Below are 24,901 nucleotides of genomic sequence, written 5' to 3'. Positions count from 1 at the left end.
CGTCTTGTCTCGGCCATCGCCATCGCGACGATCGTCCTTGTTGCCGCCGACCTGCTCTGGGCTCGGTTCAAGTGGCACAGTGATCTGAAGATGACCAAGCAGGAGGTTAAGGAAGAGTACAAGCAGATGGAGGGCGATCCGATGGTCAAGGCACGGATGCGCTCCCTGGCGCAGGACCGAAGCCGCAAGCGGATGCTGGCGGCGGTGCCAAAGGCGACGTTCGTGATCGCCAATCCGACCCACTTCGCGATTGCCATGCGCTACGAACGCAGTGAAGCCAGCGCCCCGATTGTCGTCGCGAAGGGCAAGGATCTCATCGCCTTGAAAATCCGCGAGATTGCCGAGAATAGCGGCATCCCGGTCATTGAAGACAAGCCTCTGGCAAGGTCCATGTACGACCATGTCGAAGTCGACCGAATGATTCCTCCCGACTTCTACAAGGCCGTCGCCCAGATTCTATTCTACATCCTCACGAGGTCTAAATGAGAAGCCTTCGCACCGTCGAAGTTGCGGCTCCGCTGAGAGAGCATTGGGATATGCAAGCCTTCGAGGAGGTTTTGGCGTGCAATATTAAGGACGTCATCGCTGATTTCTGCCTGACGGACGCTGAGATCATCCGCTTTTATGCAGACAATCAGCTGCACGGCAACATGGACGAGATGGTAACATCCTCCGCGGAACTCTACTTCAAGGGTGAGACACTGTCATATGGTTACGTCGCCCATGTCAGTGCCGAACGGGAAGATGCAAGGCATGTCGTTCTCGACATGGAGTTCGTGCACGACTCGGTCACCGTCTTCTTCAAGATCATTTTCGGCAACTACGACATCGGAGTCCAAATCAGCGAAGTGCTTCTGGACACGGCGATCTGCCAATCCGACTTCAACCCATCATCTTTCGAGAGGATTCTCTCGTCCGCCCGCCTGAGGCCCCTGCCGGCCCGGTTCAAGTCCTCCTATTGCCCTGCCGGCGCGTTGCGCCATTGACCATGGCTGATCCCAGTGCGATGCAGCGCAAAGTCTTGACGACGACAATTCTGCTGACGGTGGCAGGCACGATCTCGGCCTGCAACGGAACGGGGGCGTCGTATGATCACGGGCCGTGGGGCACGGCGCGCGGCCGCACGACCTACCCGGAATATTCTGCGCCCTGGAGCCGACAGGCCGTCGGGCCAGCCTATTATGCGGTCGCCGAGCCTGCCACGGTCGCGACCAGGATTCCGGAGCTCGATGTCGTGCGTCCGGCACGGTCTCAAGACGTTCAACTCGAAATCGATATGGACCCTCCTGCCTCGGCGCCGGTCGTTGGCACCCTGGAGCCCTCCGGCAGCCCGGTTCCGGTGGAGCCGGCTCCATCGAGCAGCGCTCCTGTCTCGACCGGCCAAAGTTCTGCCGGTTCCACGTCCAGTCCACCAGGGGTTTTCGCCGCTCCGCAGCGCGCCTCTTCCTACGCGGGCGCCTGGAAGGCCAGTGTCGACGCATCCACCTGCAAGGTGCAGCTGTCGAGCGTCCCATCCCTGGATCTTTACAGGGCATCGACGCAAGGATGCGCCCACGAGGGCATGCGAAGTGTCAATGGCTGGAGTTTCCGTGACAACCAGGTGATCCTCTTCTCACGCGGCCAGCCGGTTGCCCGGTTGGCGGGAGCCGAGGCCGCACTTGCCGGACACTTGAATGGTACCGGCTCCGAAATCCGCATGACGCGTTAGCGCCAGTGCGAGGGCAGGGGCCCGCATCGGCACAATTGTCGGTCTGGTGTCCGAGGTTGTATGACAGGACGCCTTGATAAGGGAGGCTCGGCGCATCAGCCGTCTGAGGCGGTCTGTCCGGCGCTCAGGCCCGGGGCATCCGCACAGAAGGTCCGGGCTCCGGGCGTCCATTGACCGAATCCGGTCGCCACCATATTGGCGATCACCCGGCACACGTAGCGCTTTTGGGCCGGGTCATTGTTTGGCCCGGCATGATAGCGGGCGACGGCCATCGTCCATGTCTCGTGCCGTGCCTTGAGTTCGCGCAGAAAGCGTGCGGCGTACTCGACGTTGGTGCGTGGGTTCAACATGCTCTCAAGCGACGGGAAATTCTCGCGGTGGTAGAGATGGTTGATCTGCATGCAGCCAAGATCGATGAGCCTCGCTCCACCTCGGCTGGCTTCCTCGAAGCGTTGCGTCGCCTCGGCCGCGGTGTTCGAGAAGACAGCCTTTCCTTCAACGTTCATGGCATAGGGCTGCAGGCTGCCGCGCCGCCCCGTTTCGGTGAGGCCGACGGAGTAGAGCATGCCCAACGGGACCCCGTACTTGGACGCGGCTCGCATCATCTCCCGCTCACACAGGCCGGACGGTGACTGCGCGAGGGCGGGCAGCACAGCACCCGGACTAAAGGTAGATCCCGCCAGTACGGCTGCTGCCAGGGCTCGACGCATCTTTCCCGTCCTTAGGGAGGTCCAGCCTGCCACCGGCATGGCGGTTATCCTGGTGACGGGGTGAATTGCCCTGCCCTGCTCCCGCACCTTGGTCAAAAGACTGTCCTTGTGTCTGATTGCCTTGAGGAGGACGTTGGAACGAGGCGCGGTCATGGGAGGAAGCTTCGGTGGATTGAATGGTGATCACGTCGGGACGGTAGCCGGACGCTCTCAGGAGGTTCGACAGCTTCTCCGCGTCATGGCGCAGAAGGTCTACGGTTTCGTCGTTCTGGGCCTGGATTTCCATCTCGATGCTGTCGCCGGCAAGCCGCATCCTGATCGTCACCAGGCCGAGCTCCGCCGGCTTCAGCTGAAGATCCAGGACCCGCAGGACGCCAGCAGACGCTCTCGCGGTGGCGACCCGGTTCAATCCGTTCTGTTGGAAAGTTGGTGCTTGGGGTTCCGACACGCTCTTGGCGTCATCGACGATGGACTTGGCGAGATGCTGAAGCGTCGAGGGCGGGAGAGACGGAGCCTCGGCTTTCGCCGCTCCGATGGACGACTGCTTCTGCAGCTCGGCATGATCGGGAGCACGATCGAAGGATACGCGTCTGACGACGTCGTCCTCTTGCCCTTTGGCGGCATTCACTGCGCCGGTCAGACCGCTCGAACCTTGGGCGGCTCCTGCAGTGGCGTCCGGGTGCGGGCTCTTCACAGCTGACCCCTTGGACTTCCCGATCAGCGGAGCGCCCGTGGTGAGATCGAGCTCTTCGCGAGGCGCTGCGGCTTCTGCCTCGAGCGAAGCATCGTTCAGTCCTTCAACGATAGGTCTGAAATGTGTTTCCTGGTTCTGAACGGAGATCGAGAGCTTTGGCGCGGATCCCGTTGTCGTCGAGCTCAGCTCGTCCGTCTCTTGTGGCGACATTGCAAGATAGGGGGATGCAGACGATGCACCTGGCTGCCCCGCGTCGGGATGTCCTTCCGCGGCTGTTCTCGCCAGTATCCGGGGAAGGATGCTCTCGAGAAGCGACATCGCGGGAATTCCAGACGGAAGAACCGGACTGCCCGTAGAGTTACCGCTGGTCGTTACCTCAGGAAGGAGCGCCTGTAGCGGGTCGGTTCCCGCATTCACTTCGGAATCAGCCTTGTCCGGCTCGCTGTTTGAGAGCCCAGTCTCTTCGGAGATCACCAGTCCCTCTCGCTGCGGACGACCAGAGAACCCGTCCAGCAGTGAGGCGAAGTCGGATGACTGAGCGGTTCCAGCACCGTCCTGTGCATCCATGACGGTGGCTGGATTGCGCGACTGGGCGTCCACAAGCCTAGGTGTTGCCTGCGATAATAGATCTAATCGGCTCATGGGCTCTTACACGCTTAATTCTTGATCAGTCTATCGACGCGACTTAAGGCGTCACGTGCCTTAGATAGCGCCTGAAGCTTTTCCAGCCCTTGCGCGGAATCAGGACTGGCCTGCGATCCTTCGACAGTGAGCGTGGCCTGTATCGGCTTCGTTGCTCCTCCCTGCGCGGATCGAACTTCGGGTACTTTGCGTATCTCGGCAGCCATCGCGAGGGCGGATTTCAGCAGGTCGACGTCGCTCTCCGCAAGAAGGGACTGATCAATGCCATGAAGATCATTGACGGCACCATCGATAGCTTGAGGTGACGTGATCAACGATGCTGCCCGGTAGAGATTTGCTCTTGCAGCACTGACCTTGTCCGATCCTACCAGTTCCTGTGCCTTATCCGCCATCATCCGGGCCGAGGTCGTGAATCCCTGTTCGATGGACGATCGCGCTGCCAAGAGATAGAGGTCGCGCCGTGCGTCTGGCTCGAGTTCCGACATCATCGCAACCGCGCCGTCAAACCGGGAGGCTTCCTTTCCGAAATCGACCCGCGTGAGCGCTGAAGCCAATCGCTGTCGGAAGTTGCCGGCATAGATCGAATGCCGGTAGCGCCGCAGATAGTCAGTCGCGAGCGACTGGAACTTCGCCATGTTGTTCGTCTGACTTGCCACAAAGACTTGCCTGCGCAGGGCCGCCTCCTCAAGGAGCGTGCCGGGTGCCTGGAGCCGGACAAAATCCAGTAGCTCGTCCGATTTCGCAACGTTCTTCCGGACCATGAGCGCTGCCTGCACGAGTGCCAGCTGCGCCCCGAGGGTGGGCGGAAGGGAATGAGGATCCAGGGACACGAGTGAGTTCTGCGCGGCCTCCTCCCTGCCCTCGACATAGGCGAGCGCGCCCTCGATCAAGGGCCTGTCGTTCTCTGTGATCGCTGCGGAGCCCAGATCCAGGAGCTTTCTCAGGATGCCGGGATTTCCGCCACTCAGGACGAAAGACACTGCCGCTCGGACATTCTTGCCCGACTGCCAGGTTTCGGGTTCCAGATTCATGAATCTGGTGTCCAGAATTTCCAGCAGACCGCGTTGCCCGAGATGGGCCTCCGTGGAGCCTATCGCAATCTGATCCTGCATCAGATGCAGCGTTCGCACGAGCTGCACCGGACTGGGAACCGTCGAGGACGGTGCACTCTGTTCGACTGTCGCCTCGGATAGGGCCACGTTCTCACCCATTGCCGCATCGGCTGCGAAGAGCCAGGAGATCGCAATGAGGGGCAGTGAAAGACGTTTCAACGGGATCACTCCTGCAGAAGGATCTCGACGCGGCGATTCTGATCGGCATTCGGATTATTCGGAACTTTGGGATCCCGATCCGCATGCCCCTCGACCCGCACGATCCTGCGCTCGCTCAGCCCACCTCGAACAAGCATGTACAGCGCCATCTGAGCTCGCGCCTGGGACAGCCGCCAGTTGTCGTAGGTGGCAGACTTGAACGGACGAGCATCCGTATGACCGCGAATCACGATTTTGCCCGGACGGGACTGCAGGATCCTCGCAATCTCGGCCATGGCCCGCACGACCTTTGCATGCGGTTCGGCCGAGCCGACGGCAAACATCGTGAAGTCGAAGTCATCGGTCAGGCTGATCAGAGTTCCCGCGCCGGTCCGGCGAACCTCGATATGCGGCTGCGGTGTCGCATCCTTCGATGGTTGTACGGCCTTGAGGATCTCTCGTTTCAGTTCAGCAGCCTTCATGTCCGCGGCCGTTGCTGCGCTGGCATCGCTATCGGAGGCCTGAGCTCCCGGGTCGGAAGCGGTCCCGTTCGCCTGCATATCGCTTCCCTCGTTTGACGCCGATGGCTTGGCGGTAGTCTTGGAATCAGGGCGGCCGCCCGTGGCGGGCTTCTGGCTCAAAGCCGCAACCGCATCCATGACGGCCTTCGAAGGAGCCGGAGCTGCGGTGCCCGGCTTTGAAGGCGTGTCAGTCTTCAGCTCGTCAACCGGAGCCACTTGCCAGTAGAGCGGGTCGAAGGGATCCCTAAAAGCCTCGCCCGCCTTGAGGCCCGGCACATCGCTCTCGCCCGGGGTGACGTCCGCACCCAGTGTGTCATGGGGGTTCACTTCGACCTCGTCGGCGATCTTGGCAAGAACGGCATAGGGATCCTGGAAGAGCGCGCCCTCTTTGAAGCGGGGCTTTCGCAGCTGGTGCGACTTTCCTCCCGTTCCCTCGCCGCTTCCCCTCTCCTTGCCGTCCTTCGTATTGTCCGTTTCGTTGTCGGGCGGCACAGTCTGCGGATCGTCGAGCCCTTTCTTGTTTGGAGTCGACTGGGCCAGTTGAACGGGATTGAAGTAGTTGGCGACACCGCTTCGCGTCTCCTCGTCGGTCAGGCTGATAAGCCACATCACGAGGAAGAACGCCATCATGGCCGTCATGAAGTCCGCATGAGCGATCTTCCAGGCGCCTCCCTTGACGACATCCTCGCTGTCATCGTTCCGACGAACGATGACGATCTCCTGCTTATCTGAACTCGCCATCGGTCATCAGCTCTCTAACGTCTGGGCCAGCCGCGAGGCCCAGGAACTCAACTGCGTTTGAACGAATGTGTCTTGCGCGGTCGCGCTGACCTCGATTTGGTCGCTCGGAACAAATTCGATCGAGCTTCCATAGCTTTCGAGATGGGGCTTCATGGCGGAAAGGAGATCGTCCGGTCCCGAGATCGTCAAAAGCCTCTCACCTCGCCCGGCGAGCAAGGCTGCGAGCACATCCTTGAACTCGGCGAGAGTCTGCTGGCGATAGGCCTCCGATACGAAGGGCCTGAGGACATTTGCAACCCGCTCCGAGACGCTCAGATCGATGTGGTCGATCGCCTCTGAGATCCGAGCTGACAGCTGCTGAGCCTGCTGCTCCGTCCAGAGGGCTCGCTGAGCGTCCATATGCTCTGCATGGCGGGCCCGCTCGGCCGCGATGGCATCCTCGAGCATCCTGCGGGCCGTCTCTTTCTCCTCGGCTCTGATCCTTGCCTCTACCGATCTCACGAGCTCCGCCTGTCGATCCACAGCGGGCTGCTGCGGTTCGAGAGCCGGTTCGGGCGCTACTTTCGCGGTCCGCAAGAGGCTGATGCCCGAGACGTCGCCGGCGGCCGGACTTGAGAAATCCGCCAAGAGGCTGGCTAGCGTTCCGGCCATTACGCAGCCTCCCGCCCGAGCCATTGTTTGAGAACGGCTGCAGCCTGTTCCTCACTCAGTTCGATGATCTGCTCGAGCTTGCGCTGCGGAGTCCTCGGCATCTCGATGAGATTCTGTTCATCGAGATCGGATGCAATTTGCAGAGCAGTCTCCTTGCTCGCCTCGAGAGCCTCCTCCGCCTCTGCCGCGGCCAGTGCCGCCGCCTGCTCACGCTGGAGCTCGAGTTCGGCTTGGTGACGGGCCATGAGCATGCGAACGGCCGGGCGCAGTCCGAACCAGATCATCATCGCGCACAAGGCCAGGATGGTCAGTGCGTTGACGACCGTCCCGAACTGACGCATCAGGATCTCTGCAAGCGACGGGCCAGGGACGGGCTGAAGCATTCCGCTGTCGTCGACGAAGCTGACGGCAGCAACCTTGATCTGATCGCCGCGAGGTTTGCTGAATCCTGCAGCAGAGGACACGAGCTGCTCGATTTCCGCAACCTTGGCATCCATTTCGGCCGGGGTCGCATTCTCGCCCAGCAGCGATGCGATCCGGGATTTGTTGACCAGGACGGCCACGGACAGGTTCTTGATCTGATATCCGTCGCTGATCGTCTGGATTGTCTTCGAGGAGATCTCGTAGTTCGTCAGCTCTTCGCGGCGCTGGTTGTCTTCGCTCGAGCTGTCGCCCGACTCGCTCCGAACATTCTCTTCGGGAAGATTCTGCTGAACAGTGGTCGGCTTCTGGCCGCTCTTGTTCTGCGAAACTTCCGTCTCCTTGATGGTGCGGGTGGAGCGCTCGACTTTCGACTCCGGATTGAAGATCGTTTCATTCGTGCTGATCTTGTCCGTGCTCAGGCGCGCAGCCACGCTGACTTCGAAGTTGCCGGTCCCGAGGTAGGGAGCCAGGGTGCGACGCACATTGTCCTGGATTTCCAGACCAACGCTCTTCTCGAGGCGAGCCATTTTGCCGGTCGATGCATTGGCCGCATCGTCTCCGGACATCAGGAGAGTCCCCTCCGTGTTCATGACGGTGACCTTGTCGACAGCCATGCCTGGAATGGCGGCGGCGACGAGATGCCTGATCGCCTGAGCCGACGATGCGTCGTCCGCCGGTACGGTCCGGATGACCACGGAGGCGGATGGCGGCTGCTGCTCGCGGCGGAACGAGCCACGATCTGGCAGAACAATATGAACTCGCGCGGCCTTGATACCCTTCATGCCCTGGATCGTGCGGGCAAGCTCTCCTTCAAGGGCTCGCACTTTGGTGACCTCCTGCATGAAGGAGGTCAGCCCGAGCGAGCCGAGGTCGTTGAAGAGCTCGTAACCGGACTTGGTACTGTGCGGCAGCCCTTTCTCGGCCAGCAGCATCCGAGCCTGCGCTGTATTGCCGTAGCTGACGAGGAGAGCCGTTCCATCGGCGCTCACGTCGAAGGGTATACCGGCATCCTTCAGGACAGCTCCCATGCGTCCTACATCCTCACGGTCAAGGCCCGTGTAGAGCGTCTCTTGGGCAGGCCGGCTGAGGTAATAGGTGCCGATACCCACGGACAGGAAAACCGCAAGACCGATTGCGGCTAAGGCAGCCAGGCGACGCGCGCCCAGCAGCATTAAACTACTCCATAATCTTTCGGCGTGTTGACGACCAGGCATAGAGGATCTCGGTACTGATAAGAGGTGTCGAGATCACTTGTGCTTCGTTAACCTTGTGCGAAGGTTGCCAGCCTTGCCTCGCAGCGCGGATTTATGTCCTGCGAAGTCGGGCGGGGATCAGAAATAGGAGCGCACCAAGCCGCTCACGAGGATGTTCCAGCCGTCGATGAGGACAAAGAACAGGATTTTGAACGGAAGAGCCAGAACCGTCGGAGGCATCATCATCATGCCCATCGACATGACCAGTGTTGCTACGATCATGTCGATCACGAGAAACGGCAATGCGATCAGGAAGCCGATCTCGAAACCGCGCCGGAGCTCGGAGATCATGAAAGCGGGAATGAGGATTCGGAGGTCGATCTTCTCACCCTCGGCGGGCTTGGGATAATTGACGGCAGCCAGATCGCTGAACATCTGGAGATCCTTGGGGCGCACATGGGTCAGCATGAAGTCGCGGAAGGGCTCCGTCGTCTTGGTGAATGCCTCCGCTTCCGAGATGCGGTTTTCCGTCAAAGGCCTGACTCCGTCATTCCAGGCCCGGTCGAAGGTCGGCCCCATGACGAAAAAGGTCATGAAGAGGGACAGGCTGATCAGGAATATGTTGGCAGGTGTGCTCTGGAGGCCCAGACCCGAGCGCAGGAACGAGAAGGCGACCACGAACCGGGTGAAGCTGGTCACCATGATCAGCAGACCTGGCGCCAGGGACAGCACGGTCAAGAGGACGACGAGCTGGATGATTCGGCCGCTGACGGCGCCGTCGCCAGGCGGAAGGAGGGCCTCCAGACCTGCGATCTGAGCGTGGGCGCTCGTTGCCGCCAGGAGGAACGTTATGGCGAATATGAAACGACGGAGCATCACTATATCTTTCAGGAAATCAGATGGCAGTCACCCGGGAGCGGGCGAGCGCAGCAATGTCGGCAAATTACTGAACGATCAATGTTTCGAGCACCAGCTCCCGGATGGCTCCCTTCGAACGCAGTCTCGCGCGTTCGTTGAGGTCTTCACGCAGATGGAGAAGACCGCTGGGGCCCTGGATCTGAGCCAATGACATCGTGCGGATATAGGACAACATGTCCTGCCGGGCCTCGGCGACAAGAATATCGGGGTTATGGTCACCGCCCGGCTGGTAGACAATGGACGCCTCGATCCGGACCCAGTCGGTCTCCGAACCGGCGAGGTTGGTGACGACTGGGGCGAGCTTCTTGACTGCGATGTTTCCTGTGTAGGGGCTGACGACTTCCGCCTTGTGCGGCAGGGCCTTATATTTTTCCTCAACCTGCTTTTCGATGCCGGACACCATCACCAAGCCGAATCCGCCACCGATGGCGGCCGACAGGAGCGTCAGGAGGCCGAGCGTCAGGAGCCATCGGAGCGATCCTTCTTTGCTCGGCGCGCTTCCGGAAGGCGCTGGAAGTTCTAGGGCCTTGGCCATTCTTCTCTCGTCTTGATGATCTGTCTAGAAGGGCGCCACGACATCATAGATCTGCTGTCCATAGGCGGGCTGCTGGACTTCCATCAGGCGTCCACGGCCGCCATAGGACACCCGAGCCTCGGCAATCTTGTCGTAGCTGATCGTATTCTTCGGCGAGATGTCTCGCGGGCGCACGATGCCGGCAATGTTCAGGATGCGGAGCTCATAGTTGACGCGCACTTCCTGAGATCCACTGATCACGACATTTCCGTTCGGCAGGACCTCGTTGACGACCGCAGCGACGGAAAGGCGCAGCTTCTCGGACCTGTCGATCGTGCCCTGCCCATTCGACGAGGACGAGGAGTCGACACCGAAATCCCCGGTTCCATCGGCGTTCCATCCCTTGAACGAGAAGGCGTAATCCAGCCCGGCGCTGATCGAGGACTTCCTTGACCGATCGCTCGCATTGTCGAACTCGGCCTTATCGTCGATCTGGATGTTCACCGTGACAATATCGCCGACCTGCCTGGCTCGCGGACTCGTAAAGAGATCCGCGCTGGCATTGCTCCAGGTCGAGTTCGCCGCAGACCTGCCGCCCGCCTTGAACAGATGAGGAAGCGGCTCACGGTCGACCGCGATTCCCGAACCGACGGGTGTCATGACCGGCTCACGTCCAATTTCCTCGGGCCTCGTTGCGCAGGCACCGAGGAAACACAGGCCGACAATCAAGATGATGTGTTTCAATTCTGCCTCACGGTGTTCTTGTCCCGCTTCGGGGCATCGGTGATGACATTAGCCAATTGAGCCGCCCGTCCAGGTTCCATTTCGTTCAGGACGGCGCTTGCCACCCGTGGATTGAGCTTGGCGATGACGGCCGCAGCGATTTCCTCATCCATGTTGGTGAGCTGCAATGCAGCGGCATCGGGGCGCATGCGCGAATAGATCAGGACGATGGTCTCATCGGCCTTCTCTAGAACTTCGTTACGGCGCCTGAGCCACTCTTCGTATTCGGCGCGCTTGGATTCCAGAACCTTGATGCGGCTCTCGATCTCCTTCTCCATGTCGGCGAGCGCCTGCTTCTGAAGTGCAAAGCGAGCGTCCGACGCGGCATCGGCAATGTTGGCGCAGTACTGGTTGTTCTTGGCATTCGGCTTCGCGTCCTGCGCCCAGGCTGCCTGATAGAGTGCTGCTCCGGCGAGCATGCAGGCGGCGAGCGCCATCGGCTGAAACGCCTTGATGATCGTCGATTCGGTCATTGGATCACCAGTTCTGCTTGCAGTGCCCCAGCCGTCTTCACGGCCTGGAGAATAGCGATGACGTCGGAAGGCTTGAGACCCATCTGATTGAGGCCTTTGACGAGAGTCTGCAGATCCGCTCCTCGTACGATGGCAAGGGGCACCCTCTCCTCCGCGGCCGTGATCTGGGTGCGAGGTACGACGACAGTCTGGCCCATCGAGAATGGGTCCGGCTGCGATACCTCCGGAGTTTCCGTCACGCGGATCGTCAAAGCACCATGCGTGATCGCCACTGTGGAGATCTGGACATTCTTTCCGATCACGACCGTTCCGGTCCGTTGATCCACAACGATCCGGGCCGGCGTGTCCGGTCTGATCTCGAGATCCCCCAGTTCAGCAATGAACCGTGTCGCTGCGACGTTCTTCGGCTTCTGCAGTACGACGGTCCGGAAGTCGCGAGGGGACGCGACGCGCGTACCATACCGCTGCTGGGCATATTGGTTGATAGCATCGGTGATGAGAGTCGCGGTCTTGTAATCGGGGTTTTTGAGTTCGAAGGCCATCGGCCCGACAGTGTTGAACCCGCCTTGGACTTCCCGCTCGATCAGGGCGCCGTTCGGGATGCGCCCTGCGGTCGCGACCCCTGAAGTCAGCGTCTCCGCTTGGCCCTGTGCGGAGAAACCGGATACGGCGATGGCTCCTTGGGCGACGGCATAGACCTGTCCGTCTCCACCCTGCAGGGCCGTGAGCATCAGAGTGCCCCCCTTCAGGGACGTTGCATCCCCCATTGATGTAACCGTCACATCAATGCGGGATCCTGCGCCCACGAACGGAGGAAGGTCGGCCGTAACGATGACTGCCGCAACGTTGCGGGTGCGCAGGTTGATATCACGGACATTGACGCCCATCCGGTCCAGCATCGATTGCAGCGATTGTTCCGTGAATTGGGAATTGCGAAGCGTATCGCCGGTGCCCTGGAGACCCATCACGAGGCCATAGCCAATCAGCTGGTTGTCGCGCACGCCCTGAACGGCCGCCACGTCCTTAATGCGCGTCGCAGCGTGGCTCTGGAAGGAGACGAGAACAGCGAGAAGGAAAAGAATCGAGCGTAGCATCATCAAAATCCGATTCGGACTCGACCGTCGGGCTGGACCCGGCCGGTAATGATTCGGCCGCTGTCGACGTTCTTGACCTGGATCGTCTCTCCCAAGGTTCCCGATTGCAGCGGGATCCCGGTTCCCATGATCGCCAGGCCGCCTTCTTCGAAAACGATCTGGGTTTGAACACCCCGTGTTACGAGCTTCGGATCGTCGACGGCATTCATCGGAATAGGCTCCCCAGGGAGAAGAGTTCGGCGGGCCATCTTACCTGCAAGGACCCGGGGAGATTCAATGACGGCCGTCCGATAGCGATAGTTTTCGGGAAACGTTCGATCCTTGAGCATCGACTCGGTGATCGTGTCGCCGGCATAGATCGTGATTGAAGGCACCGGGAGGATACGCTCTTCAGCTAAGGCAGCCCGAGATCCCGCCGAAACCAGGGTGGCTACCGAAAGTGCGATGTGGAAGAGATGCTTCATGAGACTATCACCCGGCCGCCTGTCTTAGCGGATCCCCTTGGAAACCGTCCCCGCCATATCGTCGGCAGCCTGGATCACCTTCGAATTCATTTCGAAGGCGCGCTGGGCCGAGATCAGGTTGGTGATTTCCTTGATGGGATCAACGTTGGAAGCCTCAAGGTAGCCCTGATGGATCTTGCCAAAACCGGGATCGGACGGAATGCCGGTCGCCGGCGCGCCGGACGCCAGGGTCTCGCGATAGTAATTGCTGCCGATCGGCTCCAGGCCGGCGTCGTTGGCAAAGTTCGCAAGCGTCAGCTGACCAAGATTCTGCGGCTGGGCCTGTCCGTCGATCTTAGCGAAGACCTCGCCGGACTCGTTGATGGTGACGTCGAGCGTGTTCGCGGGAATAATGATCGGGGGGTTAAGCGTGTAGCCGTCGAGAGTGACGAGCTGCCCGTCACCGTTCTTGTTGAACGATCCCGCTCGCGTATAGACGATTTCCCCGCTGGGGGCATTGACCTGAAACCAGCCGCGGCCGTTGAGGGCGAGATCAAACTGGTTCGACGTATTCGTCAGCGATCCCTGCCGATGCAGATTACGGATAGCTGCGGTCTTCACGCCAAGGCCCAGCATTGCTCCCTCCGGCACCGGGCTTGAGCCTGCCTGGTTCGGAATGGCTTGGGAACGCTCGGTTTGATAGAGCAGATCCGTAAACTCAGCCCGAGCTCCTTTGAAGGCGGTGGTGTTCACGTTTGAGATATTGTTTGCAATGACTTCGACATTCAGCTGCTGTGCATTCATGCCTGTTGCAGCGATTGCGAGCGCTCTCATCTGAATCTCCTTAAATCGCCATCCGGGCAATTTCTTGATATGCCGCAACCACCTTGTCGCGGATGGCAATGGCCGTCTGAAGGGTCTGCTCGGCCGACATGACGGCTTCAACGACTTGCTGCACCGAGGCTTTGCCTTGGATCCCGGCGATGGATGCGGCCTCGCCAGCCTTCATGGTATCGACCGCCGAGGTCGCCACTTGAGCCATCGTTTCGCTGAAGCTTGCCTGGGACGCGCCTGACACCGCTCCCGCGGCCGGGGGCGCCCCGAAGGTGGGGATCGCAGCGACCGCCGCGGGACGGTCGATCATCGAGGAGATTGAGGAAACTGCACTGACCATATCAGCCTCTCATGAGATCGATTGTTGCAGAGATCATGGCTCTGGCCTGCTTCATCATCTGCAGGTTTGCCTGATAGGATCGATTGGCCTCCCTCATGTCCGCCATCTCGATCAGCATGTTGACGTTGGGCTTTTTGACCATGCCGTTCTCATCCGCAGCTGGGTTGCCCGGATCGTACTCGACCGGAAACGCGGACTCATCCTGCCCCACGTCTTTGACCGTGACCGAGGCCGCTCCAAGAGTGCGGTCGAGTTCGGACTTGAAGGTGATGGTCTTGCGGGTATAGGGATCCGCCCCCGGCGTGCGGCCGGTGGATTGGGCATTCGCGATGTTCTCGGAGATCACACGGAGGCGGGCAGACTGCGCCTCCAGACCCGAGCTCGATAATTTGCCTGATGCAACCAGGGGATCGATCATTACGAAGTCCTCACGCTCGACATCAGCATTCTGTGGAATGACTTGACGATGCTTGTGTTCAGTGAATGCTGCCGATTGACCTCACCGGCCTTGATCAGTTCCTGCTCGACGCTGACGGAATTCTTGGAATAAACCGTGTCCCAGCTGTCGGCCTTCTTGACTTTGCTGGCTTCCGCCTTGGAGGGAGTAAAGCCAATATGACTGGTATTCGTTGCGGCCATCGCCAGTTTGGTTTTATCCAGAACGTCGGCGAACGGCTCGACATCCCTCGCGCGGTAGCCGGGAGTGTTGGCGTTGGCAACGTTTCCGGAAATAGTCGTTTGGCGAGCGGCTAGCCACTGGGCCTGTCGCGATGCCAAGTCGAACAGATAGACAGGTGCCGTCACAGAGGTCTCCAGGCAAGTATTGTAAAGAGGCGTTTAACCTTCCAACCTTGCATGAGGCTGACTTGCCGGCGTGACGACAGTTCCTTGAGTCCATGGTTTCAGTCCGAATTCCGAAGGAGCCGACCATGGCTTCTCAAAGAGTGCGACAACCGAACTGACTGTTGTTGCACGTTGTAACTTTACAACGGAGAGCGGTTCTTGAGACGCCGGCGCGATAATGTCGCAACAGCGTCCTGTGCTTTTTCGATTGCTGATGACGCGGCATTCGTGTCATCGCACCGATGACTTTCATTGCCGAACGGGCATATCACTATTACTAGTCACGGCGCTTCTGCGCCGCTAGACTTCGTTCCTGCATGCAACGCAGCACATGGGTTGGGGGGTAATGACTCATAATTCTGCGTTAACAAGCGGATTCGATACGCGCTCAGGTCGAGAGGTGCGACCGATTGCGGATGCTGATCGCGTGCTGCATTCGATTCGCGACTTTGCTCTGATCACACTGGATATGACAGGGAATATCGTATCCTGGAATCAGGGTGCGGAGCATATCTATGGCTGGGCGTCTCTGGAGGCTCTGGGGCGACACTTTTCGATATTGTACCCGCCCGATGCAGTCAGCCGAGACAAGGCGCTTGAAGGCTTCCGAGTAGCCAAGAAACTCGGACATTATGGAGATCAGGCCCGCTGCACGACCAAGAGAGGTGGCCATCTCCTTTGCAGGATAACCATCGACGCTGTCGAGGACGGATCCGGGAACATATGTAACTATGTCCTGACATCCCGTGATGTCAGCCGCTTCATGGCCGCAGAAGCGGCTCTGAGAACTCAGGAGGAGCGATACCGAGCTCTCATCGAAGCAAGCGCGGCAGTGGTCTGGCGAGCCTCACCAACTGGTTCGATCATTGACGGGGCCTTAGGTTGGGGAGCCCCTGACGGCCAATTCCTGAACGACCTCACGGATTTTGCCTGGCTTGAGAATGTCCACCCTGAGGATCGCGCACGCGTCACGTCGGCTTGGCTGGAGACGCTTGCATCCGAGAAAGCCGGCACGATCGAGTATCGTGTCGGTGAGCCGAACGGCGAGTATCGCTGGGTTCTGACGAGAGCCGTTCCCCTTCGGGATCTCGATGGCGTCGTGCAGGAATGGGTTGGTACGGTCGCTGACATTCATGAACAGAGGGCAGCAGCCGAGCGACTTCGTCGAAGCGAGGAGCAGTATCGGGCTCTGATCGAAGCGAGTGCCGCCATTGTCTGGCGCGCAACGACGGACGGTTTGATCACGAAGGTGTGGGGTTGGGAAGCATTCAGCGGTCAAGCCAAGGGGGATTACACCGGCTACGGGTTCCTGGAGGCCGTCCACCCAGATGATCGGGAGAAGTTGCAAAGCCAATGGCAGGTGGTTCGGACCTCGGACGAGCCACGCGTCTTCGAATATCGTGTTCGACATTCGGATGGGATGTATCGATGGGTGCTGATGAGAGCCGTCCCGCTTCTGAATGAAGATGGACATGTCGTCGAGTGGGTCGGCACGGTTACTGACATCCATGACCAGCGGCTCGCGGAAATGAAGCTTCGCAGCAGCGAGGAACGCTTACGCTTGGCCATTGAAACGACGGCTCTCGGCATCTGGGACCAAGACCTTGTCACCGGCCGGCGTCAATGGACACCGGAGGCGTGCCAGATCTTGGGCTTGCCACCAGATGCCGAAATCACCCGCGACGTTGTTCTCGGCTGTGTTCACCCGGACGACCGCGTGCAAATGGAAACGACTTTCTATGGCAGTGGACCTGACACCAGCTTGACCTATAGCGGCACCTTCCGGGTCATTCGTGCCGATACGGGGAACGAGCGCTGGGTCACAGCCATCGGTCGCACGATGATCGATGAGAATGGCCGGCCTGTTCGTAAGATCGGTACGATCCAGGACATCACGGAGCGCAAGCTTGCGGAGAATGCCCTGCTGTCCAGCGAGGAGCGGCTACGAACGAGAGAGGCTCACCTGAGATCCATTCTTGAGACCGTTCCGGATGCCATGATCGTTGCCGATGAGAGCGGCATCATCCGCTCCTTCAGTGCCACGGCTGTCCGCATGTTTGGCTACCGTCCGGAAGAAGTCATCGGAACAAGTGTCAAATTTTTGATGCCCCTCCCCTACAGGGAGCAGCATGATGGCTACATCCGTCGGTACCGTGATACAGGAGAGCGCCGCATCATCGGGAGCGGCCGTGTGGCCGTGGCTCAGCGAAAGGACGGCTCGACCTTTCCCATGGAAGTTCAGGTTGGCGAGATGGAAGCCGATGGTGAGCGTTTTTTCACGGCCTTCATTCGTGACCTGACCGAGCGCCAAAGGACCGAGACAAGGATGCAGGAACTGCAATCCGAGCTTGCCTATATGTCCCGTTTCACAGCATTGGGTGAGATGGGATCGACGCTGGCCCATGAAATCAATCAACCTCTGACGGCCATCACTAGCTATCTCAAAGGCTGTGGGATGATCCTGAGTAACATCGAGGGCGACAAGGTTGCTCTTGTCCGGCATGCTGTGAATGAAGCGGCCGAAGAGGCTTTACGCGCGGGCGAGGTCATCCGGCAGTTGCGCGAGTTCGTCGCTCGGGGAGGCAGTGAACACCAGATTGAAGGTTTGCAGCGACTTGTCGAGGAAGCCAGCGCCTTGGCTTTGGTGGGAGCCAAGGAGAAGGAGATCAAGGTCGAGTTTGATTTCCCGTCCGAAAACCCGCTGGTCTTCGTGAACCGTGTCCAGATCCAGCAGGTTCTGCTCAATCTCATCCGCAACGCCATTGAAGCGATGCAGGACGTGAGCCTGCGTGAGCTGACGATCAGGGCCAGAGCCCTACACTCCGAATCTCTCGTTCAAATCAGCGTTCAGGACACCGGATCGGGTATTGCGCCGGAGATCTTGAAGAACCTGTTCAAGCCGTTTACGACCACGAAACAGAGTGGCATGGGGGTCGGCCTCTCGATCAGCCGAACGATTGTCGAGTCGCACGGGGGCAAGATCTGGGCGGAATCAACCCCCGGCGAGGGAACAACCTTCCATTTCACTCTTAGAACTGTCGACAAGGAGGACATGGCCAGTGTCGAACACGCCGATCGTGTATGTGGTGGATGATGACGTTGGAGTTCGCAAAGCTCTCTCGTTTCTGCTGGTATCGGCTGGCCTGAACGTTCGTCTTTACGACTCCGCGAAATCGTTTCTCGACGAGGTTCAAGATCCAGGCCGATGCTGTATCGTTACAGATGTTCGGATGCCTGGCGTCGATGGTCTGGAGTTCATCCGGCGTCTCCACAGTCGCGGGCTCAATGTTCCGGTCGTCGTTATGACGGGTCATGCCGACATTCCTCTTGCCGTCGAGGCGATGAAAGCAGGTGCGATCGACTTCCTCGAGAAGCCCTTCCGGGAAGACCGGTTTCTGGAGGTCGTGCGCTTCGCTCTGGTATGCGACGAGAAGAGCGTCCGTAAGAACCAGGAACTGCTTCGGACGCAGGCTCGTCTGCAATCGCTGTCGCAACGGGAGCGCCAGGTGCTCGACGGCCTCGTTGCTGGAAAAGCCAACAAGATGATTGCCCATGAGCTGAACATCAGCATCCGCACCGTGGAAATCCACCGCTCCAATGTGATGTCGAAGATGGAAGCGAAAAGTCTCTCCGAGCTGATCCGCATGGCGCTGTTTCTCGAAGTCGCAACTGGAAACTAGATATCTGCGTCCGGATGAACACGGCAAGCGTCCATCGAGATCCTGGAATCAGCGCAGCGAACAGGCTCTCTCGTCATTGCCCGTTCTTCAGTCCGGTTCCGAATGTCCGGTCGTCGCACAGCAATCGCACTCAGCAAGGTTTTACGATAAGGCTTTGGTATCTGCATGCCTGAAGTTACACGCATTCTGCCGGTTCCTCGCGATCAGGCTGCAGAAGGTTCAGCAAATCCCGGCGACGACATCCAAGTCGTTGCAAATCATAATCGCTGGTCCCGCGCCGTTTATGAGTTCAGAGACGTTTCCAATGACGCGTGGTGCGAGCTCAACTTCCTCATTGCTTGGCATCAGGAAGAAACGAGCAGGGCCGTTCAGGATTTCGCAGCAGTCGGTTTTGATTTCCTGACCGAAGATGGATCGAGCATCGAGTTCGCTTATGTTCCAGGGTTATCAAGAAGCCAGATCGATCCTCACAGCTATCATGTAGCAGGACCAGCGTTCTATGATCGGTCCAGCGAGCATTCTCATTCAGCGCTCGTCGGATTTCGTTTCTTCATCCCAGCACCGGCAAAGCGTCTCACCGTCACGATACGCAGTTGGCGCAACTCGCATCCGTTTACGATCAGCAATCTTCGAATCGAGCAAAAGGCTCAGTCGGCATCTGACAATCAGGAAGCAAATAGCGAAGCTCCTGTCGGCGGCTCGACCGTCCCGGCGTCACGTCGTCCATGGTGGGGCTTAAGCACGACGCCGCGCTGGCAAAGATATGGAATCGTTCCGGGTCACCCGCTTTTCGTGCGGGGGCAACTCGTCAACCATGGCCCGGAAGGCGACGGCGCTCTGGCGCGTGTCGTTTTCCGGGACGCACAGGGGAATGAGTTGAAACCGCCCTACGAGGGAGTTTCATCGTCTTCCATCATTGATGCCTATATCGACATTCCGGTCCATCGGCAGACGAGGCGTTTTACGCTTGAGCTGAATCCTCCTGCTGGAGCGGCCTTGGTCGAACTCGGCTTCCAAGCTTGGAGGGATGAGGCTGCGATCAGCCTCGTAACACCTCTTGAAGTTACAGCAGGTGAAGACCTTCTTCTTGAGAACATTCTTGAGGAAGACAGGTCCGATCCACTCGACTTCCTCGAGGCGGTGCGCAACCGCCTTGGAGGCCTCCCTGGCTTGGAGACCCGCAAAGCGCCCGTGGGGCCAGTCGATTGGTTTGGCGATGCGGAGCGCCTGACCTCGCCAATGACTTTTCACGATCGTCTCAAGGCTGTGCAGCACGGCGAAGAGCCGACGATCATCGACAATCGCCTCGCTCTCGGGGGCCAGGAGCCGTGGCCCATCCCCGACGTTTTCGAGTGGACGGAAGATCCTTATCATTCCTCATCGTGGCGCCTGGAGTTTCAGTCGCTTTCGTGGCTCCTCGATCTTGCCAGGAGTCCGGCAGCGGGTGGATCGACAAGGGGGGTGGATCTCGCACTTGCATGGATACAGTCGAATCCCTGGGGGCATTCGCGAGACCCGTTGAGCACCTATCCCCTCTCGATGGCAACTCGGGCTGAGGTATTCTTGCGGCTGGTCGCATTGGCCCCGGAATCCCGCCGCCGCAAAGGTGACAGGCGACAGAACATTCTCCTCGCAGAAACCATGAGATATGGCTTCGCCCTTTCGGAGATCCTGAGCCAGAACATTTTCCCGGCATCGGATACTCAGCTGCGGACGGCCTGTGCATTGCTTGCCATCGCCGAGGCAACTCCCCTCTTCCCGATGGCTTCATACTGGAAGTCCGTCGCACTTTCACAGCTCCGCAGCGGATTCGATCAACTGATCAACCATGATGGATCATCGATCGAGCAGTCGCTTCATAACCGGCTCGAGATCATGTCTGCCGGATTGCTTCTGGTCGAGAGTCTAAGAAAAATTCCAGAAGGCAAGGAGTTCCAGGACAGCCTTGAAGCCCGATTGAAGCGCGGTCTTAGAACCATCGTCGGCATCACGGATCCGGCCGGCATGCTCCCTCCCCTCGGCGAAGCTCCTCGCGGCTACCATCACGCATCTTGGCTGCGTCGACTGATTTCCAAGTACGGACGATCGCTGCTCTCGGACCCGGAATTGGCAGCAGAGTTATCCTACCCGCCAGGTCCACGGATCTTTGTCGCGGAGGCGGACGGCGTCGTCGTCTTCAGAAATTACGAGCACAAGCCACACTGGAGCTACCTTTGCGCATCATTCGGCGAGCAACGCCACGAGAATGGTCACTTCGATTGCTCGTCCTTTGTCTATGCCGCCCGCGGCGTGCGATGGATTACGGACCCCGGTGGCTCAAGTCACAATCACGCAGGTCCAACACGCCACTACCTCGTGTCGCCGGCAGCTCACAACATCGCAATCCCGGAAGGCTGCAACCAGTCCTCCGGACATGGTTGGGTCGAGTCCAGAACAACATTCGACAACGTGAATGTCATCCGAATCGGTACGAATGTGTTTGGACCAAGGTTCGAGCATACCCGGACCATTATGTGCCTGGATAACCTCGATGCGGTGGCTATCTTCGACCGCTTCCGCAGCTCTGGGGAGAACCTGTCGTTTGACGGGCATTTTCACTTTGCAGAAGGAATCGCGGTTGCACTCGCGAATGCAAACCTGGCGATCGGCTTTCGCGACAAGAGCCGGCTGCGCATGATCCCGCACGAAATCACAGGTCAGCACAGTGGAATGAGGATCCAGAATGGCTGCAACGATCGCCCGAGTTCTCTGCAGGGTTTCCTTTCGCATCCGTCGGGAGGACTTCAACCAGCCAATGTCCTCACCTACAAATTCTCCGGCTCCGGCGAGGTCTGCGGAGGGATGATCCTTACCATCAGCGACCAGGGGCTTCGCCGAATCCTGGATCTGTTGGCTGAGCAGGAAGTCCGCAGCTTGCTCGCGTGACCCTGTGAGGCATGAGGCCAGGCAACCTCTTCATTGCCTCAGTCGCCGAACACCATAGGGCAGCTGGCAATGCCCGGGCTTTGGTGCCCGGGCATCGACCGAGGAACGAGGCTTCGACTAATCGAAGAGTGCGTCGATGGCATCCTGAGACGTCACACCCTTGTCAGTCGCGAGTGCGGGACCGTTCAGTAGAGCTGCCTCTCCCTTTCGGTTCGAGTCGTCTATGGTTTCGACATCCTTGAAGCTTTCGAGACCACCCCAGATGTCAATCATGTGATGGACGCGCTCTTCCACGAATCGCATCGCATTTACGACCTTGCTGATGCGTTGGCCGGTTATGTCCTGGAAATTGCAAGCCTCGAAGATGCTGATGACATGATCCAGGATTTCGCGAGCAATCTCCTGATCGCCGCCACTCAGGCGCGATGACAGGTTGCTGGACAGATCGTCGATTTTCTCGGCGGCCGCGAGAATTGAGTTGGTTGCAGTCTCAGTGCCGAGGACGATCGCACCGAGTTCGTCTGTCACCCTGTTGATCTCTTGGCCTTGTGCACCGGCATAGCGAAGAGTCGCGATTTCCCTCTTGGTACGGTTGATGGCCTCATAGATGGAGTCGAGTTCCACCTTCAGGCGAAGAGCCTCCTGCATGTCCCGCCGATGCTCCTCAAGCAGCGAGGCGGAAATGTCGCGTGCTGGAACGATCGACTCCCTGATCGTGCCGAGCAAACTCATGATTTCGGAATGCCGCTCGTGTACTCCCTCATCGTGAGGCAGCGCACCCATGCTCGCTTCGATACGATAGCTCTTATGTAACTTCATGGCCTTGCTCGTGATCACTTATCCGCCGAACACGGCGCTGATCTTCGTCCGCAGCGTATCCGCGTTGAACGGCTTGACGATGTAATTGTTGACGCCCGCCTTTTTCGCGGCGACGACGTTCTCGGTCTTCGCCTCGGCAGTGACCATGATAAATGGCAACGAGCTTAGCTCTGCATCGGACCGCACCTGTTGAAGCAGTTCGTAGCCCGTCATGGGGGCCATGTTCCAATCCGAGATGACGAGCCCGTATTTCTTGACCCTCAGCTTTTCGAGAGCAGCCTGCCCGTCTGAGGCGTCGTCCACATCGTTGAAACCGATCTGCTTGAGAAGGTTCCGGAGAATTCTGACCATCGTCTGGTAATCGTCGACGACAAGGACAGGAGTAGAAAGGTCGAGACTCACGATATTACATCCTTAGAAAGCGCAGAGACGCGATAGGGTCCCGAAACCGCTCATGCAGCTTCCCGCTCGGTTTCGAACGCCAGAACAGCATCAACATCCAGAACAATCAGGAGCTTGTCGTGCAGCTGATGAACTCCCTGCGATAGACCGACCCAGCCCCGGTCCATGTGAACAGGATTGGGCTGCATCTCGTCTGGATCGAGCTTAAGAACCTCGCCGACCTCGTCCACAAGGAGGCCGTAAGCCTCTCCATGGTTTTCGAGCCCGACCGCCATGCGCCGTTCAACTCCGGTCGAGTCTCCCAGGCCGAGGCGTCGGCGGAGAGAAACCGCAGTCACGACGCGGCCGCGCAGGTTCAAAAGACCTGCGATCTCGCCGGGAGCCAACGGAACAGTCGTCATTTCGCTGACGACGAAAACATCGTGAACACGGCTTATCGGCAGGCCGAGCAGCTGCCCAGCGACCGTGACCGTCACGAATTCCATCTGCTTGGAGGTACTCTTGATTGCACCGGATGCAATTGGGTCAATCGGTTTCATTCTTATGCAGCCTCTTCAAGCGATGCGTTCAGCTCTGCCAGGGCGGAGAGAAGTCCCCGCCTGTCGATTTTCGAAACGATCTCCGAAATGCGCAGTTTCCTCGCCAGGGCGATCTGCTGCGCGTCAGGTTTGACAGTCATCCCGATGACAGGGGTCGAACTGTGATGCGGATCGGCTCGCAGCGAAGCAACCAATGCAAAACCTGAGTGTCCGGAGAGCTCCAGATCGGTCACGATCACATCGACCTGCAACCCGTTCGATAGGAGGCGAACTGCCTCCTGGGCCGTCGAGGCCGTTTGAACCCTGTAGCCTGACGCCTTGAGGACCGGGACAAGCATGTCACGGAAGAACGTCGAGCTGTCGACGAGGAGCAGGGATTTGTCAGGTCCGCCGCGCCGGTCTTTACGGGCCCACGTTTCAAGCACCATCGGGAGGTAATGTGCAATGTTGACGATCTCGGTCGTACGACCACGGACGACAGCGGATCCAACCAGGTCGGACCGCTCAGCAAGCAGTTCCACGTCAAGTTTATCTTCGACGATGTCCACGATCTCGGCGACAGCCAAGCCCATAGAGACCTCGCCATCGGAGAAGACCAGCAGAGATTGCATCCCCTGTCGTTTGATGGCCAGCTCATCATCGCACGAGACCAGCGGCATCAAACGCCCGCGATACTGGACGACCGGGCGCCCGCTGGACCACTCGATGGTCGAGGCGTCAATTTCCTCCAGACGGGTTACGAGAGAGAGCGGAACCGCCTTGAGGCTTTCTCCACCGCCGCGGAAGACAAGCAGACTTGTCAATTCATCCGCCGCCGCGATCGTTTGCTCGAGTCCGGCATCGCTCTGGAACTCATTGCTGTCGGCGCCCGAGCCGACCATCCGTGCGAGACCGTTTGGATCGATGATGAGAACGACGGCGCCATCGCCCAGGATGGTGTTGCCGGAGAAGAGCTGGATATGCCGCAACTTGGACGACATCGGCTTTACGACGATCTCTTCAGTATGGAAGACACCATCGACAAGGATGCCAAAGCGCTGATGGGCGACCTGCGTCACGACGACGAAGCCGTTATTGACGTCCTCGTTTCCGGACAGGCCCATGACCTTCGAGAGCGGAACGATCGGCAAGAGCCGGTCCCGCAGGCGGAGGATCGGAGTCCCGTTGATGCGTTCGATCGAGTGCTCGGACGACGGCGATACTCTGACGAGCTCGGAGACGGCAACCTGGGGGATTGCGAAGCGCTGGTCCTTCGATGCCACGATGAGCGCCGCGACGATGGCCAGAGTTAGCGGAATTTTGATCGTGAATGTTGTCCCGCGTCCCTGCTCGGAACGGATATCGACGGTGCCGCCAATCAGCTCGATGTTCGTCTTGACGACGTCCATGCCAACGCCGCGTCCCGACACAGAGGTGACTTTCGCCGCTGTCGAGAAGCCAGGATGGAAGATGAACTTGGCCACTTGAGCATCGCTCATGCGCTCCACTTCGGAATCGCCGGCGATGCCTCGTTCAACAGCCTTCTTCCGGATGGCGGCAAAGTTCAGGCCCTTGCCGTCATCGGAAATTTCGATCGTGATTGACCCGCCCTCGTGATAGGCATTGAGGCGGATCGTTCCCTTCTCAGGCTTTCCGGCAACTTTTCGATCCGCCGGGCTCTCGATGCCGTGGTCGGCCGAATTGCGGACCATATGGGTGAGAGGATCTTTGATGACCTCGAGCACCTGCCGATCGAGCTCGGTGTCAGCCCCCTGCATCACG

Annotated in this window: 26 protein-coding genes; 6 read left to right on the top strand and 20 right to left on the bottom strand. The window is 59.1% G+C overall.

What is annotated here, in order from left to right; translation table 11 throughout:
• From NF876_RS34925 to NF876_RS34915, 3 genes are all read left to right on the top strand, one after another.
• Positions 1-486, top strand: a 486-nt coding sequence (locus NF876_RS34925; RefSeq protein ID WP_262272687.1) for an EscU/YscU/HrcU family type III secretion system export apparatus switch protein, incomplete at its 5' end; no start/stop codon positions are given.
• Positions 483-986 carry a BspJ family T4SS effector nucleomodulin gene (locus tag NF876_RS34920; RefSeq protein WP_262265612.1) on the top strand — a complete coding sequence of 168 codons (504 nt, stop codon included), beginning with the start codon at positions 483-485 and terminating at the stop codon, positions 984-986. The genes NF876_RS34925 and NF876_RS34920, both read left to right, overlap by 4 nt.
• Positions 987-1,021: 35 nt before the next feature.
• Entirely contained in the window at positions 1,022-1,708 is a 687-nt protein-coding gene (locus NF876_RS34915) for an AprI/Inh family metalloprotease inhibitor (protein ID WP_173950064.1), read from the top strand.
• Positions 1,709-1,803: 95 nt separating this feature from the next.
• Here the strand turns inward: NF876_RS34915 and NF876_RS34910 are convergent, their stop codons facing one another.
• The 16 genes from NF876_RS34910 to flgB all read right to left on the bottom strand — a co-directional run bounded on the left by NF876_RS34910 (position 1,804) and on the right by flgB (position 14,736).
• A complete protein-coding gene (locus NF876_RS34910; protein WP_210812796.1) occupies positions 1,804-2,418 on the bottom strand; it encodes a lytic transglycosylase domain-containing protein in 615 nt (204 codons plus the stop codon).
• Positions 2,372-3,112 carry a flagellar hook-length control protein FliK gene (gene fliK, locus NF876_RS34905; RefSeq protein ID WP_210812797.1) on the bottom strand — a complete coding sequence of 247 codons (741 nt, stop codon included), beginning with the start codon at positions 3,110-3,112 and terminating at the stop codon, positions 2,372-2,374. Before fliK ends, NF876_RS34910 begins: the two co-directional genes overlap by 47 nt.
• 656 nt (positions 3,113-3,768) lie before the next feature.
• The gene (locus NF876_RS34900) at positions 3,769-5,025 is read right to left on the bottom strand and encodes a MotC family chemotaxis protein (protein WP_262272686.1); all 1,257 of its coding nucleotides are present in this window, start codon (positions 5,023-5,025) and stop codon (positions 3,769-3,771) included.
• Positions 5,026-5,030: 5 nt separating this feature from the next.
• On the bottom strand, positions 5,031-6,266 hold the full coding sequence (locus NF876_RS34895; protein WP_210812799.1) for a MotB family protein: 1,236 nt from the start codon (positions 6,264-6,266) through the stop codon (positions 5,031-5,033).
• Between the two features lie 6 nt (positions 6,267-6,272).
• Positions 6,273-6,917, bottom strand: a complete 645-nt coding sequence (locus NF876_RS34890) for a hypothetical protein (protein ID WP_210812800.1) — start codon at positions 6,915-6,917, stop codon at positions 6,273-6,275.
• The gene (gene fliF / locus NF876_RS34885; protein WP_173950058.1) at positions 6,917-8,554 is read right to left on the bottom strand and encodes a flagellar basal-body MS-ring/collar protein FliF; all 1,638 of its coding nucleotides are present in this window, start codon (positions 8,552-8,554) and stop codon (positions 6,917-6,919) included. Before fliF ends, NF876_RS34890 begins: the two co-directional genes overlap by 1 nt.
• Before the next feature lie 117 nt (positions 8,555-8,671).
• Positions 8,672-9,409 carry a flagellar type III secretion system pore protein FliP gene (gene fliP / locus NF876_RS34880; protein WP_173950057.1) on the bottom strand — a complete coding sequence of 246 codons (738 nt, stop codon included), beginning with the start codon at positions 9,407-9,409 and terminating at the stop codon, positions 8,672-8,674.
• Positions 9,410-9,476: 67 nt separating this feature from the next.
• Positions 9,477-9,986 carry a flagellar basal body-associated FliL family protein gene (locus NF876_RS34875; RefSeq protein ID WP_210812801.1) on the bottom strand — a complete coding sequence of 170 codons (510 nt, stop codon included), beginning with the start codon at positions 9,984-9,986 and terminating at the stop codon, positions 9,477-9,479.
• 24 nt (positions 9,987-10,010) lie between these two features.
• Entirely contained in the window at positions 10,011-10,709 is a 699-nt protein-coding gene (gene flgH, locus NF876_RS34870) for a flagellar basal body L-ring protein FlgH (protein WP_173950055.1), read from the bottom strand.
• Positions 10,706-11,185, bottom strand: coding sequence for a MotE family protein (locus NF876_RS34865; protein WP_371823236.1), 480 nt, complete (start codon positions 11,183-11,185; stop codon positions 10,706-10,708). The genes flgH and NF876_RS34865 overlap by 4 nt, the downstream gene beginning before the upstream one ends.
• A 32-nt stretch (positions 11,186-11,217) precedes the next feature.
• A complete protein-coding gene (gene flgI / locus NF876_RS34860; protein WP_210812803.1) occupies positions 11,218-12,318 on the bottom strand; it encodes a flagellar basal body P-ring protein FlgI in 1,101 nt (366 codons plus the stop codon).
• Positions 12,318-12,779, bottom strand: coding sequence for a flagellar basal body P-ring formation chaperone FlgA (gene flgA, locus NF876_RS34855; protein ID WP_173950052.1), 462 nt, complete (start codon positions 12,777-12,779; stop codon positions 12,318-12,320). The genes flgI and flgA overlap by 1 nt, the downstream gene beginning before the upstream one ends.
• Positions 12,780-12,803: 24 nt before the next feature.
• Entirely contained in the window at positions 12,804-13,592 is a 789-nt protein-coding gene (gene flgG, locus NF876_RS34850) for a flagellar basal-body rod protein FlgG (protein WP_173950051.1), read from the bottom strand.
• 10 nt (positions 13,593-13,602) lie between these two features.
• The gene (gene fliE / locus NF876_RS34845) at positions 13,603-13,932 is read right to left on the bottom strand and encodes a flagellar hook-basal body complex protein FliE (RefSeq protein ID WP_173950050.1); all 330 of its coding nucleotides are present in this window, start codon (positions 13,930-13,932) and stop codon (positions 13,603-13,605) included.
• A gap of 1 nt (position 13,933) precedes the next feature.
• Positions 13,934-14,350, bottom strand: a complete 417-nt coding sequence (gene flgC, locus NF876_RS34840) for a flagellar basal body rod protein FlgC (protein ID WP_173950049.1) — start codon at positions 14,348-14,350, stop codon at positions 13,934-13,936.
• Positions 14,350-14,736: a flagellar basal body rod protein FlgB gene (gene flgB, locus NF876_RS34835; protein ID WP_173950048.1), complete on the bottom strand. Its 387-nt coding sequence runs from the start codon at positions 14,734-14,736 to the stop codon at positions 14,350-14,352. The genes flgC and flgB overlap by 1 nt, the downstream gene beginning before the upstream one ends.
• A 466-nt stretch (positions 14,737-15,202) precedes the next feature.
• On the opposite strand from flgB, the gene NF876_RS43690 reads away from it, so the two are divergent.
• The 3 genes from NF876_RS43690 (at position 15,203) to NF876_RS34815 (ending at position 21,380) form a co-directional block, all read left to right on the top strand.
• The gene (locus NF876_RS43690; RefSeq protein ID WP_210812804.1) at positions 15,203-17,869 is read left to right on the top strand and encodes a PAS domain-containing sensor histidine kinase; all 2,667 of its coding nucleotides are present in this window, start codon (positions 15,203-15,205) and stop codon (positions 17,867-17,869) included.
• Complete coding sequence (fixJ, locus tag NF876_RS34820) at positions 17,835-18,455, top strand: response regulator FixJ (protein WP_173950046.1); 621 nt, start codon at positions 17,835-17,837, stop codon at positions 18,453-18,455. Before NF876_RS43690 ends, fixJ begins: the two co-directional genes overlap by 35 nt.
• A 165-nt stretch (positions 18,456-18,620) precedes the next feature.
• Complete coding sequence (locus NF876_RS34815; protein WP_210812805.1) at positions 18,621-21,380, top strand: heparinase II/III domain-containing protein; 2,760 nt, start codon at positions 18,621-18,623, stop codon at positions 21,378-21,380.
• Between the two features lie 117 nt (positions 21,381-21,497).
• On the opposite strand, the gene NF876_RS34810 is transcribed toward NF876_RS34815, so the two are convergent.
• The 4 genes from NF876_RS34810 to NF876_RS34795 all read right to left on the bottom strand — a co-directional run.
• Entirely contained in the window at positions 21,498-22,199 is a 702-nt protein-coding gene (locus NF876_RS34810; protein ID WP_173950044.1) for a protein phosphatase CheZ, read from the bottom strand.
• An 18-nt stretch (positions 22,200-22,217) separates the two neighbouring features.
• Complete coding sequence (locus NF876_RS34805) at positions 22,218-22,601, bottom strand: response regulator (RefSeq protein ID WP_173950043.1); 384 nt, start codon at positions 22,599-22,601, stop codon at positions 22,218-22,220.
• A 50-nt stretch (positions 22,602-22,651) separates the two neighbouring features.
• Positions 22,652-23,140, bottom strand: coding sequence for a chemotaxis protein CheW (locus NF876_RS34800; protein WP_173950042.1), 489 nt, complete (start codon positions 23,138-23,140; stop codon positions 22,652-22,654).
• Between the two features lie 2 nt (positions 23,141-23,142).
• The coding region (locus NF876_RS34795; RefSeq protein ID WP_262272685.1) for a hybrid sensor histidine kinase/response regulator at positions 23,143-24,901 on the bottom strand (1,759 nt) is incomplete at its 5' end.

The sequence above is a fragment of the Microvirga yunnanensis genome (assembly GCF_025460875.1).
The sequence above is the reverse complement of the archived record's forward strand: the minus strand, read 5'-3'. Positions and strand labels throughout refer to the sequence as shown.

Excerpts from the sequence above, each read along its gene's own strand:
- NF876_RS34890 (WP_210812800.1), bottom strand. The coding sequence starts at position 6,917 with ATGGCCGGAACGCTAGCCAGCCTCTTGGCGGATTTCTCAAGTCCGGCC.
- fliE (WP_173950050.1), bottom strand. The coding sequence starts at position 13,932 with ATGGTCAGTGCAGTTTCCTCAATCTCCTCGATGATCGACCGTCCCGCG.
- NF876_RS34815 (WP_210812805.1), top strand. The coding sequence starts at position 18,621 with ATGCCTGAAGTTACACGCATTCTGCCGGTTCCTCGCGATCAGGCTGCA.
- flgI (WP_210812803.1), bottom strand. The coding sequence starts at position 12,318 with ATGATGCTACGCTCGATTCTTTTCCTTCTCGCTGTTCTCGTCTCCTTC.
- NF876_RS34895 (WP_210812799.1), bottom strand. The coding sequence starts at position 6,266 with ATGGCGAGTTCAGATAAGCAGGAGATCGTCATCGTTCGTCGGAACGAT.
- flgC (WP_173950049.1), bottom strand. The coding sequence starts at position 14,350 with ATGATCGATCCCCTGGTTGCATCAGGCAAATTATCGAGCTCGGGTCTG.
- NF876_RS34920 (WP_262265612.1), top strand. The coding sequence starts at position 483 with ATGAGAAGCCTTCGCACCGTCGAAGTTGCGGCTCCGCTGAGAGAGCAT.
- fliP (WP_173950057.1), bottom strand. The coding sequence starts at position 9,409 with ATGCTCCGTCGTTTCATATTCGCCATAACGTTCCTCCTGGCGGCAACG.
- NF876_RS34910 (WP_210812796.1), bottom strand. The coding sequence starts at position 2,418 with ATGCGTCGAGCCCTGGCAGCAGCCGTACTGGCGGGATCTACCTTTAGT.
- fliF (WP_173950058.1), bottom strand. The coding sequence starts at position 8,554 with ATGCCTGGTCGTCAACACGCCGAAAGATTATGGAGTAGTTTAATGCTG.
- NF876_RS34865 (WP_371823236.1), bottom strand. The coding sequence starts at position 11,185 with ATGGCGCTCGCCGCCTGCATGCTCGCCGGAGCAGCACTCTATCAGGCA.
- flgA (WP_173950052.1), bottom strand. The coding sequence starts at position 12,779 with ATGAAGCATCTCTTCCACATCGCACTTTCGGTAGCCACCCTGGTTTCG.
- NF876_RS34800 (WP_173950042.1), bottom strand. The coding sequence starts at position 23,140 with ATGAAACCGATTGACCCAATTGCATCCGGTGCAATCAAGAGTACCTCC.
- flgG (WP_173950051.1), bottom strand. The coding sequence starts at position 13,592 with ATGAGAGCGCTCGCAATCGCTGCAACAGGCATGAATGCACAGCAGCTG.
- NF876_RS34875 (WP_210812801.1), bottom strand. The coding sequence starts at position 9,986 with ATGGCCAAGGCCCTAGAACTTCCAGCGCCTTCCGGAAGCGCGCCGAGC.
- NF876_RS34810 (WP_173950044.1), bottom strand. The coding sequence starts at position 22,199 with ATGAAGTTACATAAGAGCTATCGTATCGAAGCGAGCATGGGTGCGCTG.